Genomic DNA, 14,845 nt, shown 5'->3' with positions numbered 1-14,845 from the left:
TTCAAGGAGACAAGGCTATGGCGAATGGGCTCGATGATGTGGTGGCGGCCGAAACCGTGCTGTCCGATGTGGATGGTCTAGGCGGTCGCCTGACGATCCGGGGCCATTCGCTTGGGGAATTGGCAGGGCGATGGAGCTACGCCCAGGTCGTCCACCTGCTGCTGGACGGGTTCTTCGACGATCTGCCTGGCGATGCCGAACTGGCGGCAAAACTGGGTGAGGCTCGCGTCGAGGTGTTTGACCGGCTCGCGCCCGCGCTGCCCTTGCTGACACCGCTCGACATCTACAGCGCCATGCGTGCGGGCATGGCACTGCTGCCGGATGGCGAGACGCTGACGGACGCCTTGCGGCTGATCGCGGCGCCGGCGGTGCTGACGCCGGCCCTGCTGCGCCTGCAGCGCGGCGAGCAGCCGATCGCACCCGACGGCAAGGCGGATCATGCCGCCGACATGTTGAGGATGCTCAGGGGATCGGTTCCGTCGCCGGCCTTGGCCAAGGCGCTCGACACCTATCTGGTGACCGTGTGTGATCACGGGCTCAATGCGTCGACCTTCGCCACCCGCGTCGTCGCCTCGACCTTGGCCGGCCTGACATCGTCGGTACTGGCGGGCCTCGGCGCGCTCAAGGGACCGCTGCATGGCGGCGCGCCCGGCCCGGTCATCGATATGCTCGACGCGATCGCCGCGCATGGCGATGCGGCCGGCTGGCTGCGCAATGAGATCGCGCAGGGCAGGCGCATCATGGGCTTCGGCCATCGCATCTACCGTGTGCGCGATCCGCGCGCTGATGTGCTGAAAGCGGTGGTGCGCAAGCTGGGCGGCGAGGGCGGCACCGGCCGCCGGCTGGCTTTCGCCGAGACGGTCGAGCAGACGGCGCTCGAGGTGCTTCGGATCGCAAAGCCGCAGCGCTCGCTGCAGACCAACGTCGAATTCTACACAGCGCTTGTCCTGGAAGCGGCGGGCTTTCCGCCGCAAGCTTTCAGCAATGTCTTCGCCGCCGGGCGCGTTTCCGGTTGGGTCGCGCATGCGCGTGAGCAGCAGACCACCGGACGGCTGATCCGTCCGCAGTCACGCTATGTCGGGCCGGTGCCGGATCTCGTCGCCTAGCTCCAGTCTGCCAGGGTTCATGCCTGTTTCGAAAGCTACGGCCTCTCCGCTTTGCAGCGGAGGGGCTTTTTCGACATGACCGAAATTTCATGTGATCACGCGACCGTGTTCGTGTTCTTGCCTTGGTCCGTCCTTATATGCTGCACTGCAACATAAGCCGGCGACAGCTGCTTCCTTCCAATGACGTAGGGGCAGGCCGGCGCATCAGGATGACAGGAACGCCATGACGAAGAACGGCAAGGCGGAGGAAAAGAAGAAGATCAACATCGCGCTTCAGGGCGGCGGCTCGCACGGCGCCTTCTCCTGGGGCGTGCTCGACCGACTGCTGGAGGACGGCAGGCTGGAGATATCGGCCGTTTCCGGCACCAGCGCCGGCGCCATGAACGCGGTGGCGCTGGCTGACGGCTTTGTCCGCGGCGGAGTCGAGGGCGCGCGCAAGAAGCTGGACGATTTCTGGCATGCGGTGGCGGCGAAGGGCCGGTTCAGCCCGGTGCAGCGCATGCCGTGGGATGTTGCCTGGGGCAACTGGTCGATCGAGAACACGCCGGGCTATGTCTTCTTCGACACCATGTCGCGGGTGTTCTCGCCCTATGTCGCCAATCCGCTCGGCCTCAATCCGCTGCGCGACGTCGTCGCGCGGGAGATCGACTTCAAGAATGTCCGCGCCTGCAAGTCGATGGAACTGTTCATCTCCGCCACCAATGTCGAGACAGGGCAATTGCGGGTGTTTTCCGATGGCGAGATCGACCTCGATACGGTGATGGCCTCGGCCTGCCTGCCGCAATTGTTCCGTGCCGTCGAGATCAAGGGCGTGCCCTACTGGGATGGCGGTTATGGCGGCAATCCGGCGCTCTACCCGTTCTTCAAGACGGCGGCGACCGAGGACGTGCTTCTGGTGCAGATCAATCCGGTGGTGCGCGAGGGGACACCTAGAAGCGCCAACGAGATCCAGAACCGCATCGACGAGATCACCTTCAATGCCGGGCTGCTGCGCGAATTCCGCTCGATCGCCTTCGTCAAGGAACTGATCGCCGCCGGGCGTCTGCCGCATGGCGAATACCGCGACATCCGCATGCATCGCATCGACGCCGACGAGGCGTTCAAGGATCTGTCGGCATCCTCCAAGGTCAATGCCGAGTGGGCCTTCCTGACCTATCTGCGCGACCTCGGCCGCACCGCCGCCAGCGATTGGCTGGAGGAGAATTACGATGCGGTCGGCAAGCATGCAACGCTCGATCTTTCGGGCGAACTCGATGACGGGTTCAAGCCGATGCGCGGTCCCGCACCGGGCCGTCGGGTGAAGGAATTTCTCGCCGTTCGCAAGAACCCGGAGGCGGAGCGCCGTCGGGCCTGAACCTGACGGAACTGGCTTCAAGAGGGGGCAGCGTTTGCCGGCACTCGTGGCCAAGCTTCCGGAGCAGCGCCTGGTTCAGCGTTGGTGTGACAGCAACCTTGGCGTGCGGGAGAGCCGTCATCATGCTGACGTCTGTTGCCACTGACGATCGGATGGCGCCGGCCCCGGGGGCGTTCTGAGGCATCGGGCGCAACGCTCGATCCAGAATTGCGAATGGGACGAAACACACCCGGCGTTCTCGCGCCAGTCTCGCGCCGACCCCGTCGTCGCGCGTATCAGGACACGATGGGCGGGACGTAATACTGTCAGCGCATTGGTGTTTTCAGCATCTGGTTCGACCTCGGCGCATCGGGATCGGCACGCCTGATCCGAAGCAGCTGCCGCGCCTTTTCCCGAGCGATTCCAAGATCTTGGCCAGGCGTTGTGGTGCCGCAGCCCCTAGTCCCTCGCCGATAGCGGCGACGCGGATTGTCGGTTCGTGCCTGCACTTCAATCAGCGAAGCGAAGCGGATCGCGGCTCTATGCCGGAGACGGCCATGGCGATCAGGGCTGGTCGCCCGTCGCCTGCGTTTCAGGCCGGATCGTGAGCCGGCGGGCCGCTTCGTCAAGTAGACTGGCAAGTCACGAAGAACCGTTTCATGGCGGCCACAGCTTGTGCGGCTACGCAATGCTGCTGCAACTTTCGGACTATATTGCGGTGCAACTTTGATGTAGAAGCGCGCTCGCCGATCACGGCAATTTGAACCCGGTCAGGCGCGCACCCATATCGGCGACGCGCCCGCATCATAAGACGCGGTGCTGGCCGAACCCGCAGTGGAAAAATGACGATGCCTAAAATCAGGTTTCACAAGCTTGCAGCCATTGTTGTGCTCATCGGTTTCGCGGCGTGGATGGCGACAGGCGAGTTCTCATCGGTTGGCAGCGTAGCGGCCAACAAGGCCAAGGCAGCCGAGGTCGAGGGCAAGGCGCCGGACGCGAGCAAGCCGAAGACGGCGGAAGCCGAACCCAAGGCCACGCTGCGCACCGTCGCGGTGGTGACACCGCCGCGCAAGACCTATGCGCGCGCCATCCGCATTTCCGGGCTGACCGAGGCCGACAAGCGCGCGGTACTGGCAACCCGCGTTGCCGGCGTCATCGACAAGCTGCCTGTCAAGCAAGGCGATCACGTCAAGACCGGCGACCTTGTGCTGATGCTCGCCGCCGAGGAAAAGATCTCGATGGTCGACAATGCCAAGCAGCTCGTGGCGCAGCGCAGGGCCGAGCTCGATGCGGCCGAGCGGCTGGCCAAGACAGGTAATTTGCCGAAGCTGCAGCTCGACACCGCCCGCTCCAATTTGACCCAGGCGCAATCCCAGCTGGACACCGCGCAGGCCGAGCTCGACCGCAACGAAGTGAAGGCTCCGTTTGACGGCGTCATCGACCGGGTGCCGGTGGAACTGGGCAGCTCCGTCATGCAGGGCGGCGAGGTGGCCACCATCCTCAAGCTCGATCCGGTGATCGCGCGCGGCGAGATCAGCGAGCGCGACCTCGGCTATCTCAAGATCGGTGACAAGGCCAGCGTTCGGCTGGTCAGCGGCCAGACCGTCGAAGGCACCGTGCGCTATATCAGCCGCGACGCCTCGTCGGCGACCCGCACCTTCCGCGTCGAGATCGCCATCCCCAATGCCGATGGCTCGGTGCCGGCCGGCATGACGGCGGAAATCCAGCTCAGCGCGTTGCCGACCGACGCCGTGCTTTTGCCGCGCTCGGTGGTGACGCTGGGCGACAAGGGCGACCTCGGCATCCGCGCCGTGGGCAAGGACAACAAGGTGGCGTTCTTCCCGATCGACCTGGTCGACGACACGCCGACCGGTCTCGTGCTTGGCGGCATCCTGGCGGATGCGCGCATCATCGTCGCCGGCCAGGAACTGGTGAAGGAAGGCGATGAGGTTAAGCCCGTCGAGGCCGACCAGGCGACTATCAACAAGCTGATCGGCGATGCCACCGCCGGGACGCAGTAGCGCCGGCGCCGGCGCCGGGCCTTGCCCGGCGACAGCGTGTCCGTTCGCCACTCCCGAAGCCAACAGCAGGCATAAGTCATGGATATCGTCAGACTCGCAATCAACAATGCCCGCCTGACCATCTCGGTCCTGGTCTTCCTGCTGATTGCAGGCTGGGTCGCCTATCAGTCGACGCCGAAGGAAGCGGAGCCCGACGTTCCGATTCCGATGATGTATGTCAGCCTGATCTATCAAGGCATTTCGCCTGAAGATTCCGAGCGCCTTCTGCTGCGGCCGATGGAAAGCAAGCTGAAGAGCCTGAAAGGCCTCAAGGAGATGCGCTCGGCCGCTTTCCAGGGCGGCGGCTATGTGCTGGTCGAGTTCCAGCCGCAGACCAACCTGGCGACGGCGCTGCAGGATACGCGCTCCAAGGTTCAGGACGGCAAGGCCGACCTGCCGCAGGCGGCCGAGGAGCCCGTCGTCACCGAGGTCAACATTTCCGAATTCCCTGTGCTCGTCGTAACGCTGTCTGGCGAATTGCCCGAACGCGTGCTGGCGGCCGCGGCGCGCGAACTGCGCGACCGTATCGAGGAAGTGCCCGGCGTCCTCGAAGGCTCGCTGCAAGGCTCCCGCGACGATCTGGTCGAAGTCGTCATCGATCCGATGAAGCTGTCTTCCTACGGCTTGCAACTCGAACAATTGATCGGCGCTGTCGGCGCGTCCAACAGCCTGGTCGCCGCCGGCAACATCGAGGGCTCGCAGGGTAAATACGCCGTCAAGGTGCCGTCGCTGATCGAGACGCCCGAGGATGTGGCGGCACTTCCCGTGGTCGCCGGTCCCAATGCCGTGGTTCAGGCCAAGGACATCGCGACCATCCGCTCGACCTTCGCCGATGCCACGACGATCACGCGCCTCAACGGCAAGCCGGCCATCGCCATCGAGGTCAAGAAGCGCATCGGCGCCAATCTGATCGACACGCTGACCAAGGTCAGGGAGGTGTCCGACACCTTCGTCAAGACCATGCCCGAAGGCATGCACGTCACCTACACGCAGGACAAGTCGGTCTTCGTCAACCAGTTGCTCGGCGATCTGCAGAACCACGTGATGATCGCGGTGATCCTGGTGTTCATCGTCATCCTCTACGCGCTGTCCGGTCGAGCCTCGCTGCTCATTGGCCTCGCCATCCCGTCATCGTTCCTGATCGGCATCCTGCTGCTCGCCATGATGGGCTACACGATCAACATGATCGTGCTGTTCAGCCTGATCCTGGCGGTCGGCATGCTGGTCGATGATGCCATCATCGTCACCGAGTTCGCCGAGCGACGGATGAGCGAGGGCATGCCGAAGCAGGAAGCCTTCGCGCTCGCCGCCAAGCGCATGGCCGGTCCGGTCATCGCGGCAACGATGACCCGCATCGCCGCCTTCTCGCCGCTGCTGTTCTGGCCGGGGATCATTGGCGATTTCATGAAGTACATGCCGATCACGCTGATCGTCACGCTGTCGGCATCGATGCTCTATGCACTGGTCTTCGCGCCGACGCTGGGTGCGATCTTCGCCAAGGCGCCGCAGCATCACGAGGATGGCAATCGCGATGGCTGGTACATGGCTGTCGTCAAGCAGGCGGTGCGCTTCCCCATCACCGTGATGGTGCTCACCGTCGTCTTGCTGGCCGGCATCTTCGTCGGTTATTCGAAGTACGGTGCCGGCGTCGAGTTCTTCCCGAGCGTCGAACCCGATTACGGCCTGCTCTATGTGCATGCCCGCGGCAACCTTTCGCTGGCCGAAATGGATACCGCGACCAAGATTGCCGAAAACCGGCTGCTCGGCTGGCCGGGCGTGAAGTCGGTCTATACACGCGTCGGCAAATCCGACGGCGGTGGCCAGGACGTGCCCGAAGACGTCGTCGGCGTCATCCAGTACGAATTCATCGATTGGCGCGAGCGCAAATCGGCCAACGATATTCTGAACGACCTGCGTGGCGTCATGGCCGGCATTCCCGGCGTCGATGTCGAGGTTCGGGTGCCGGAAGCAGGCCCGCCGACCGGCAAGCCGATCCAGATCAGGCTCTCGGCCATCGATCCCAAGGGGCTCGACGAGAAGGCGCGCGCTGTCGCCGCGCGCATCGCCAAGGTGCGCGGTGTCATCGACATTTCCGATGGCTTGCCGCCGCCTGGCGTCGACTGGGCACTCGATGTCGACCGGGCCAAGGCAGCCCAGTATGGCATCAGCCCGACCTCGGTCGGGACGGTGGTGCAGCTCGTCACCAACGGCCTGAAGCTTTCGGAATACCGGCCCGCCGGCGCCGACAAGGCTGTCGACATCCGCCTGCGCTTGCCGGAGGACCGGCGCACGCTGTCGACGCTCGACGAGCTCAGGGTGCAAACCTCTCAAGGGTCGGTGCCGATCTCGAACTTCGTCGTCCGCAAGGCAAAGCCGAGCGTCGGCATCCTCAACCGCATCGACGGCGCCCGCACCGTGGTGGTGCAAGCCAACGTTGCCGCCGGCGCTCAGGTCGCCGCCGTGCAGCAGGAGGTCACCCAGGCCGTCACCGACATGAATCTTGGCAGCGGCATACGCTGGAAGCTGGCCGGCTCCAACGAGGACAGCGCGGAGGCCAGCGCCTTCCTCAGCAAGGCCTTCGGTGCCGCGATCTTCCTGATCTTCCTGGTGCTGCTGGCGCAGTTCAACAAGTTCACCAGCGTCTGGCTGGTGCTGTCCTGCGTGGTCATGGCGACGATCGGCGTGTTCCTCGGACTGCTGATAACAGGCGAGACGTTCGGCATCGTCATGTCGGGCATCGGCGTCATCGCGCTGGCCGGCGTGGTGGTGAACAACAACATCGTGCTGATCGACACCTATGACCGGCTGCGCGAGGAAGGCTGGGACAAGATGGACGCGGTGCTGCAGACCTGCCGCGAGCGTGCCCGCCCGGTGGTGCTGACGGCGGTGTCGGCCATTCTCGGCGTGCTGCCGATCGCCTTCGGGCTCGGGCTCGAAATCTTCCATCACGAGACGACGATCAACGCGCCGTCGACGCAATGGTGGATTTCGCTGTCCTCGGCGATCGTCTTCGGCCTGTCCTTCGCCACCATCCTGACCCTGGTGGTGACGCCGTCGATGCTGATGGTGTTCACGCGTGCCAAGATCAAGCCCGGCGAGCGGCGCGGTTGGTTCGGCCGCCTGTTCCGGCGTGGCAAGGGCGAGATCTCGTCGGACACGCCGGCAGCAGACGACGTGCCGGCGATCGCCTTCCCGAAAGCTGCGGAGTAGGCAGACTTCCCAATGAACGGCAAAGGCCGCCTGGAACAACCGGGCGGCCTTTTGCATTTTCCCCAAGGGTCAATGCCAAGCATTGTCTTGGAAGCACAACGCAGAGCGGGGAATTTGCCATGCCGATCAGCACCATCCTCATCATCGTCCTGATCCTTGTCCTGATCGGTGCGGTTCCGGCCTGGCCCCACTCGCGCTCCTGGGGATATGGCCCGTCGGGCGTTCTCGGCGTGGTGCTTGTGGTCGTCCTTGTGTTGCTGTTGGTGGGGCGGATCTGAGCGGCCGCTTCGTCCATCGACAGCCGCTGGCGGCTTGGCCGCGACGAGCCTCAGGCAGCTTCCGCGGCGCTATTCACCGTAGCGATCCCGATATCCTCAAGGGCCTCGGCGACCGCTTGATCGAGCGGTGTATGCGGGACCTCGCCGATGATGCTTTCCAGCCGCGTCGAGACCAATTGGTGGGGTTCGAAGCGCAGATAGGACATCGAGACGATCTCACGCCACATCGCCACGAACGGACTGCCGGCGCGCAGCACCCACCAGGGCATCGCCGTCATCTTCAACTGGCGGCCAATGGCTTTCTCGGCGGCGGCTTTGATCTCGAGATCGGTGATGGCGTGGCCTGGAAAATTCAGCGCCTCATAGAAGCCGAGCTTGTCGAGATTGCTGGCCAGCGCGACGAAGCCGACCGCGAAGTCCGGCAGATAGGCCCATTCATGCACAAGGTCGGCCGGACCGGGCGCTGTGTAGATGCCCTTGTTGATCTTGGCGGCAACGACCAGGTCGAACCAGGAGCCGCTGCCGGTACCGCCGAAAAAATCGCCGGCGCGCAGAAGGATGGTGCGCACGCGGCCCGCCTCGGCCTCACGACGGAACAAATCCTCCATGGCGCAGCGAATGCGGCCTTTTTCAGTGGTCGGGTGGAAGGGGGTGTCTTCCGTGATCACCGCCGGCATGGGCGAGCCGTAATTGTAGACCGTGCCGGGGAAGAGATGCACCGTGCCATTCGCATGGCAGGCGGCCATGACATTTTCGGCCATCGGCAGGCACTTGCCCCAGTCGGTGTAGATCGGGTTCAGCCCGTTGAAGATGATGTCGACGTCCTCGGTGGACCGGATCAGCGATTGACGGTCCAGCGCATCGCCAGCAACCGCGGTGGCGCCTGCGAGCTCTGCCGGCACCTTGCCGGTGCGAGTGACGGTGCGGACGTCGAAGCCGGCGTCGATGAAGGCTTTGGCAACGACGCGGCCGAGCCGGCCATTGGCACCGAGGATTGCGATCTTGGTCATTTCAGGTCTCCGTGTTGGTGTTTGCAGCTCGAATATGATTGCCTCATCTGCGAATGAAAATTGACTAGGAATGGAGTTTTGATATTCATAAATGAATGGATGATATCGATTGGAACCTGATCAAGAGTTTCGTCACCGTGGCGGAAACCGGCAGCCTGTCGGCTGCGGCGCGCAAGCTCTCGGCCAGCCAGCCGACGCTTGGCCGTCATATCGGCGAACTCGAGCAGGCGCTGGGCGTCACCTTGTTCCGGCGCGGACGACGCGGCTATGAACTGACGGAAGCCGGCAGCACCCTGTTCGAACGTGGCAAGGCCGTAAGCGAACAGGCAAGCGCCTTCTCATTACTGGCGCTGGGTTCGGTCGAAGCGATCGAAGGCACGGTGCGGATTGCCGCCAGCGAAGTGGTGGCCGCCTATGTGCTGCCCGGCATGATGACACGGCTCGGCATCGAGGAACCCGGCATCGAGGTCGAGATCGTTGCCTCGAACCAGGTCGAGAACCTGCTGCGCCGGGATGCCGACATCGCCATTCGCATGGTCAAGCCGGCGCAGAACGAACTGATGGCACGCAAGGTCTGCGATATCGCGCTCTGCGCCTGCGCGGCCATCTGCTATCTGGAGAGGCACGGGCGCCCGCTGGAGCCTGCCGATCTCGTCGATCACGCGCTGATCGGCTTCGATCGCAGCGACGAGATGATCCGAGCCTTTTCCCAGTATGGCGCCCCGGTCACCCGAAACAGTTTTCGTTTCAGGGCGGACAATCAGGTCGTGCTCTGGGAAGCCGTGCGGGCGGGAAACGGCATTGGCCTTGGCCAGGAGCCGTTGGCAGACCGCGATCCGCTGGTGGAAAAGCTGTTGCCAGGCCTGCCATTGCCTGCCCTGCCGGTATGGCTGGCCATGCATCGCGACGTGCGCGGCAGCGTGCGTATCCGCCGCGTGGCGGATTTTCTCCACGAGGAACTGAAACGCTATTCGGCGGGCGCGGCATCCGGAGCGAATTCGGCGCGGTGAGCCAATCCGGCCATCAGAAGAACGACGATCAGCAGAGCCGACATGGCGATGAAGATCGGGCCGAAGCTGGAATGTTCGGCGACGAAGCCGATCGCCGACGGCGCCACCAGAATGCCGGAATACCCCATGGTGGTGACGACGCTCATGCCGGTGCCCGACGACATGCCCTCCTGGTTGCCGCCGGCCGAAAAGATGATCGGCACCATGTTGGCGATGCCGAAGCCGCACAGCGCGAAAGCTGATATGGCGAGCCAGGGCGAGGGTGACAGGCCGGCGATCAGCATGCCGGCGGCCGCGACGATGGCCGAGCCGCGCAGTGTCATCACCGCGCCGAAGCGGTTGCGGACGCCATCGCCGAAAAAGCGCATGATCGCCATGACGCCGGAGAAGGCGGCGTAGGCAAGGCCGGCGACGGCGAGGTCGGCGCCGAGTTCCTGCCGCAGATACAGCGCCGCCCAGTCGAGCACCGCGCCCTCGGAAATCATCGTCAGTAGGGCCATCAGGCCGATCAGGTAGACCAATGGGTTTGCCGGCAAAGCGAATTTATGATGCTCGGTCGCCTGCGGTCTGTTTTCGGCCACGATATGGGGCACCGCCGCCGCGATTGCCGCGAAGGCAAGCGCGGTCACCACCGAAGCATGGGCGAGGTGGCCATAAGTCTGGATGGCAAAGCCGCCAAGGGCGCCGCCGGCGAAACCGCCGAGGCTCCAGAAGCCGTGCGAGGAGGACATGATGGCGCGCCCCAGCCGCCGTTCCACCACCACAGCATTGGCATTCATGGCCACGTCCATGCCGCCGATCGAGCCGCCGAAGATGAACATGGCGACGGCCGCCAGCGGCACGTCGGGCGCCAGTGCCACGATCAGAAGGCCGAGGCTGCCGCAGAGACCGAACCAGCGCAGCACGGTGCGCGAGCCATGTTTGGAGATCAGGTGGCCGCACCATGTCATGGCGGTGACCGCGCCGGCGCCGAACAAAAGGATCAGCAGGCCGAGCGTGAATTTCGAGATATCCAGCCGCGTCAGGAACACCGGAATCTGCGGCGCCCAGCTGCCGGTCAGGAAGCCATTGGCGAGGAAAATGGCCGCCACGGCCCAGCGGCCGCGAATGGCAGTCTGCATGGCGTTAGGCGCGTTCATAGGACGATTCCGGTCAAAAATGGCTTTGCGCGGCAAATTAGATCGATTCAATTTTCAGTCAAGCGCACTTTCGAGAAAGCATTTGGGCCAAACGGCCTCAGTGATCCTTGGGACGCCGGGCTTCGAATTCGGCCTTCTTGGCGTCCGAAGCCTCTGTCTGGTTGAGCGCTTGCCACTCGGCATAGGGCATGCCGTAGACGATCTCGCGCGACTGATCCTTGCCGAGGTTGACGCCCTTGGCTTCCGCTGCCTCGCGATACCAATTCGACAGGCAGTTGCGGCAGAAGCCGGCGAGGTTCATCAGGTCGATGTTTTGCACGTCGCTGCGTTCGCGCAAATGCCTCACCAGCCGGCGAAAGGCGGCGGCCTCGAAGTCGCGCTTCTGCTCGTCGCTGAGTTCGGTCATCGAAACCTCCGTCATAGCGGCCCGGTGCGCGAGCCGAACATCTTTACCGCATGTATATCGGGACGGTGGTCGATGGCGTCAACGATCGGCGCCAGCCGTTGGGCCCAGGCGAGGGCGCCCTGCTGGTCCGCTATCAGGTCCTGGCGGATTTCGAGCAGCGCGTGGGCATATCCATTGACGATGGCATGCTTGAACATGGTGTCGCCGCGCAGAGCGCCGTCATACGGTTCGTTGTCGCCAACGATGAGGTTTTTGTCCTCGGCCAGCATGTCGATCAGCGGCCGCGCCACCCGGTCGTCTTTGTCCCACAGGATGCCGACATGCCAGGGGCGTTTGATGCCCTGCATGACCGGTGTGAAGGAATGCACCGAAAAGATGAAGGGCGCCTGCCCCGAAGCCTGAACGACCGAAGCGATCATGGCGCCGACCGCGTCGTGGTAGGGCCGGTAGAAGCGGTCGAGACGCCTCTCGCGTTCTTCCGGCGCCATCGGATAGTTTCCCGGCACGATCGTGCCGTCGTAAAGCTGGCGAATGAGCGTCGGGTCGTCCTCACCGCGATTGGGATCGATCAAGAGCCGCGAGAAATTGGCGATAAGTGCCGGCACGCCAAGCAAGGCGGCCAGTTCGCGCGTCACCGCTTCGACGCCGATGTCATAAGCGATATGGCGGTCGAATTCGGCCGACGGCAGCCCCAGGCTGCCATACTCCTCGGGCAGGTCGCGGCGGGCATGATCAGCCAGCAGCACGATGCTTCGCTTGCGGTCGCCCTCGACGATGTCGAAGGGCGCGAAAACTGTGGATCGGGTCATTGGCGGAAAATGGTCGTTCGCTGGCTTTTGGGGAGGATGCTATCGTCATTCCACGAAGACGACGCGTGCGCAATGCCGTTGTTTGGCCAAGGTTTCCCGGGAAATCTGGCAAGGGGCGACGGATCGTGCGCCGGGAGCCTTCCTAAATCGATTGGAATTGGACAAAACGGCGCGTTGACATGCGCCCGGACTTTTCCGAAAAGGGGCGCAGAGAGATGCTGATGTGGTTCTTGAGGGGTTTTGGAATGGGTTCCGCCGGCAGGCAGCGCATGCGCTCCGGCTTTGCGATGCCGCTCCTGATCCTGACCGGTGGCGTGTCGGCAATGGTCATGGCCTCGCCGGCGCACGCCGATTTCCGCGTCTGCAACGCCACGCAGAACCTGGTCGGTGTCGGCATCGGCTATCGTGCCAAGGCCGGCTGGATCACCGAGGGCTGGTGGCACATCGAAGGATCGAGCTGCAAGACGTTGATCGAAGGGCCGCTGTCATCAAGGTTTTATTATCTTTATGCAGAAGACGCCGAGCGCGGTGGACGCTGGGACGGCCCGATCAACATGTGCGTGGCTGAAAAAGAGTTCAAGATCGCGGGCGTAAGCGACTGCGTCGCCCGAGGCTTCCAGCGCGCTGGATTCCAGGAATATGACACGGGCGAGCAGGCAAGCTGGATGGTCCAGCTCACCGATGAGCCCGCAACGGGAGGCGCCCCAGCCGCCCCGGGAACGAACAGTCAATGAGACGTAGCCGCAAGGTCAAGATCCTAGCCACAATCGGTCCGGCCTCCTCGTCCGAGGAGATGCTGCAGAAGCTGTTCGAAGCCGGTGCGGATGTTTTCCGCATCAATATGAGCCATACCGATCATGAGCTGATGCGCACGCTGGTCGCACGTATCCGGTCCGTCGAGGAAAAAGTCGGCCGGCCGATCGGTATCCTGGCCGACCTGCAAGGTCCGAAGCTGCGCGTCGGCAAGTTCGCCAACGGCAAGGAAGTGCTGACGCTGGGCCAGACCTTCACGCTCGACGACAATCCCGAGCCCGGTACCTCGACCAGGGTTTACCTGCCGCATCCCGAAATCCTGAGTTCGGTCGAGGCTGGCCATCGACTCCTAATCGACGACGGCAAGCTCGAGCTGAAAGCGGTGAAGAGCGACGGCAAGTCGATCGTGTGCACCGTCATTGCCGGCACCACGATTTCCGACAAGAAGGGCGTCAGCCTGCCCGACACCGATCTGCCGGTGGGCGCGCTGACCGAGAAGGACCGCAAGGACCTCGACGCGGTGCTGGCGACCGGCGTCGACTGGGTCGCGCTGTCCTTCGTGCAGCGGCCGGAGGATCTGGCCGAAGCGCGCAAGATCGCGCGCGGCCGGGCGCTGATCATGGCCAAGATCGAAAAGCCGCAGGCTGTCGCCCGACTGGCCGAGATCATCGAACTGTCGGATGCGCTGATGGTTGCCCGCGGCGATCTCGGTGTCGAAATGCCGTTGGAAGCGGTGCCCGGCATCCAGAAGCAGATCACGCGCGCCGCGCGCCGTGCCGGCAAGCCGGTGGTGATCGCCACGCAGATGCTGGAATCGATGATCACCGCCCCGGTGCCGACCCGCGCCGAGGTCTCCGACGTTTCGATCGCCGTCTTCGAAGGCGCCGACGCCATCATGCTGTCGGCGGAATCGGCGGCGGGCGTTTATCCAGTCGAGGCGGTTGCCATGATGAACCGCATCGCCGCCAAGGTCGAAACCGACCCGACCTATGCCGGCATCATCAACGCGCAGCGCTCCGAGCCGGAAGCGACCGGCGCCGACGCCATTTCGCTGGCCGCCCGCGAAATCGCCGAAACGCTGAAACTGTCGGCGATCGTCACCTACACGGCATCAGGCACCACCGGCCTGCGCGCCGCGCGCGAGCGCCCGCAAGTGCCGATCATCGCGCTGTCGCCGATCCTCAATACGGCGCGGCGCCTGTCACTTTTATGGGGCACGCATTGCGTGGTCTCGCCAGACGCCACCGATCTCGACGACATGGTCAACCGCGCCTGCCGCATTGCACTGGAAGAGGAATTCGGCAAGCCGGGCGACCGCGTCATCATCACCGCTGGGGTGCCGCTCAGGACGCCGGGATCGACCAACATGCTGCGCATCGCCTATGTCGGATCGGAAACAGCCGGACGGTAAGCCTTCTCGAGGGAACACCGCGCGAACCGAGGTCACTTTTGGGCGACATGCATTGGCGCAGAGCCCACTGCGGCCGCAGTGCTACAAAAGTCTGGACAATCATCGCCGCCCTTGTCTCGACACAGGGCCGCCGCGATCCACTCTACAAGACGCGGTGAGGCGGCGTTAACAGCCGCTTCGCAACCGCCTGAATTTCCCTTCGCTTGAAAGTATATTGAATGTCATTTGCCGTTTCACGCCGGTCCCTTCTGACCGGGCTTTCGCTTATTGGCGTTTCGACCGTCTCCGCCTGTGCCCAACTGCCCAGGCAATCGATCAGC

At 63.8% G+C, this 14,845-nt stretch carries 12 protein-coding genes; 8 read left to right on the top strand and 4 right to left on the bottom strand.

Annotated features, from left to right (window positions below; genetic code table 11):
• Positions 1-17: 17 nt before the first annotated feature.
• The 5 genes from EN861_RS07250 (at position 18) to EN861_RS07230 (ending at position 7,987) form a co-directional block, all read left to right on the top strand.
• Entirely contained in the window at positions 18-1,106 is a 1,089-nt protein-coding gene (locus EN861_RS07250; RefSeq protein ID WP_127277272.1) for a citrate synthase/methylcitrate synthase, read from the top strand.
• A 223-nt stretch (positions 1,107-1,329) separates the two neighbouring features.
• Complete coding sequence (locus tag EN861_RS07245; protein WP_127277270.1) at positions 1,330-2,460, top strand: patatin-like phospholipase family protein; 1,131 nt, start codon at positions 1,330-1,332, stop codon at positions 2,458-2,460.
• A gap of 827 nt (positions 2,461-3,287) precedes the next feature.
• On the top strand, positions 3,288-4,460 hold the full coding sequence (locus tag EN861_RS07240) for an efflux RND transporter periplasmic adaptor subunit (RefSeq protein WP_127277267.1): 1,173 nt from the start codon (positions 3,288-3,290) through the stop codon (positions 4,458-4,460).
• 78 nt (positions 4,461-4,538) lie between these two features.
• Positions 4,539-7,709 (top strand): efflux RND transporter permease subunit, encoded by a 3,171-nt coding sequence (locus EN861_RS07235; RefSeq protein ID WP_135863168.1) that lies wholly within the window; start codon positions 4,539-4,541, stop codon positions 7,707-7,709.
• A 119-nt stretch (positions 7,710-7,828) separates the two neighbouring features.
• Positions 7,829-7,987 carry a DUF3309 family protein gene (locus EN861_RS07230; protein WP_127278628.1) on the top strand — a complete coding sequence of 53 codons (159 nt, stop codon included), beginning with the start codon at positions 7,829-7,831 and terminating at the stop codon, positions 7,985-7,987.
• A gap of 50 nt (positions 7,988-8,037) precedes the next feature.
• Here the strand turns inward: EN861_RS07230 and EN861_RS07225 are convergent, their stop codons facing one another.
• Positions 8,038-8,997: an SDR family oxidoreductase gene (locus tag EN861_RS07225; protein ID WP_135863166.1), complete on the bottom strand. Its 960-nt coding sequence runs from the start codon at positions 8,995-8,997 to the stop codon at positions 8,038-8,040.
• Between the two features lie 95 nt (positions 8,998-9,092).
• Between EN861_RS07225 and EN861_RS07220 the strand changes: the two genes are divergently transcribed.
• Positions 9,093-10,007, top strand: a complete 915-nt coding sequence (locus tag EN861_RS07220; RefSeq protein ID WP_127278626.1) for a LysR family transcriptional regulator — start codon at positions 9,093-9,095, stop codon at positions 10,005-10,007.
• On the opposite strand, the gene EN861_RS07215 is transcribed toward EN861_RS07220, so the two are convergent.
• The 3 genes from EN861_RS07215 to EN861_RS07205 all read right to left on the bottom strand — a co-directional run bounded on the left by EN861_RS07215 (position 9,965) and on the right by EN861_RS07205 (position 12,361).
• Positions 9,965-11,146 carry an MFS transporter gene (locus tag EN861_RS07215; RefSeq protein WP_127278625.1) on the bottom strand — a complete coding sequence of 394 codons (1,182 nt, stop codon included), beginning with the start codon at positions 11,144-11,146 and terminating at the stop codon, positions 9,965-9,967. The two genes, EN861_RS07220 and EN861_RS07215, sit on opposite strands and share 43 nt — an antisense overlap.
• A gap of 97 nt (positions 11,147-11,243) precedes the next feature.
• Complete coding sequence (locus EN861_RS07210) at positions 11,244-11,552, bottom strand: DUF1244 domain-containing protein (protein WP_127278624.1); 309 nt, start codon at positions 11,550-11,552, stop codon at positions 11,244-11,246.
• A gap of 11 nt (positions 11,553-11,563) precedes the next feature.
• Positions 11,564-12,361, bottom strand: coding sequence for an N-formylglutamate amidohydrolase (locus EN861_RS07205; protein ID WP_127278623.1), 798 nt, complete (start codon positions 12,359-12,361; stop codon positions 11,564-11,566).
• 287 nt (positions 12,362-12,648) lie between these two features.
• Between EN861_RS07205 and EN861_RS07200 the strand changes: the two genes are divergently transcribed.
• Both EN861_RS07200 and pyk read left to right on the top strand, forming a co-directional pair.
• Positions 12,649-13,095: a DUF1036 domain-containing protein gene (locus tag EN861_RS07200; protein ID WP_245464385.1), complete on the top strand. Its 447-nt coding sequence runs from the start codon at positions 12,649-12,651 to the stop codon at positions 13,093-13,095.
• On the top strand, positions 13,092-14,525 hold the full coding sequence (gene pyk, locus EN861_RS07195) for a pyruvate kinase (protein ID WP_127278621.1): 1,434 nt from the start codon (positions 13,092-13,094) through the stop codon (positions 14,523-14,525). The genes EN861_RS07200 and pyk overlap by 4 nt, the downstream gene beginning before the upstream one ends.
• Positions 14,526-14,845: the final 320 nt, after the last annotated feature.

The organism is Mesorhizobium sp. M8A.F.Ca.ET.218.01.1.1, from assembly GCF_004791165.1.
Lineage (GTDB): Bacteria > Pseudomonadota > Alphaproteobacteria > Rhizobiales > Rhizobiaceae > Mesorhizobium.
The sequence above is the reverse complement of the archived record's forward strand: the minus strand, read 5'-3'. Positions and strand labels throughout refer to the sequence as shown.

What these genes read in the sequence shown, in the direction of transcription:
- EN861_RS07245 (WP_127277270.1), top strand. Translation starts at nt 1,330, where the DNA reads ATGACGAAGAACGGCAAGGCGGAGGAAAAGAAGAAGATCAACATCGCG.
- EN861_RS07215 (WP_127278625.1), bottom strand. Translation starts at nt 11,146, where the DNA reads ATGAACGCGCCTAACGCCATGCAGACTGCCATTCGCGGCCGCTGGGCC.
- EN861_RS07205 (WP_127278623.1), bottom strand. Translation starts at nt 12,361, where the DNA reads ATGACCCGATCCACAGTTTTCGCGCCCTTCGACATCGTCGAGGGCGAC.
- EN861_RS07230 (WP_127278628.1), top strand. Translation starts at nt 7,829, where the DNA reads ATGCCGATCAGCACCATCCTCATCATCGTCCTGATCCTTGTCCTGATC.
- EN861_RS07200 (WP_245464385.1), top strand. Translation starts at nt 12,649, where the DNA reads ATGCCGCTCCTGATCCTGACCGGTGGCGTGTCGGCAATGGTCATGGCC.
- EN861_RS07210 (WP_127278624.1), bottom strand. Translation starts at nt 11,552, where the DNA reads ATGACCGAACTCAGCGACGAGCAGAAGCGCGACTTCGAGGCCGCCGCC.
- EN861_RS07220 (WP_127278626.1), top strand. Translation starts at nt 9,093, where the DNA reads ATGGATGATATCGATTGGAACCTGATCAAGAGTTTCGTCACCGTGGCG.
- EN861_RS07235 (WP_135863168.1), top strand. Translation starts at nt 4,539, where the DNA reads ATGGATATCGTCAGACTCGCAATCAACAATGCCCGCCTGACCATCTCG.
- pyk (WP_127278621.1), top strand. Translation starts at nt 13,092, where the DNA reads ATGAGACGTAGCCGCAAGGTCAAGATCCTAGCCACAATCGGTCCGGCC.
- EN861_RS07240 (WP_127277267.1), top strand. Translation starts at nt 3,288, where the DNA reads ATGCCTAAAATCAGGTTTCACAAGCTTGCAGCCATTGTTGTGCTCATC.
- EN861_RS07250 (WP_127277272.1), top strand. Translation starts at nt 18, where the DNA reads ATGGCGAATGGGCTCGATGATGTGGTGGCGGCCGAAACCGTGCTGTCC.
- EN861_RS07225 (WP_135863166.1), bottom strand. Translation starts at nt 8,997, where the DNA reads ATGACCAAGATCGCAATCCTCGGTGCCAATGGCCGGCTCGGCCGCGTC.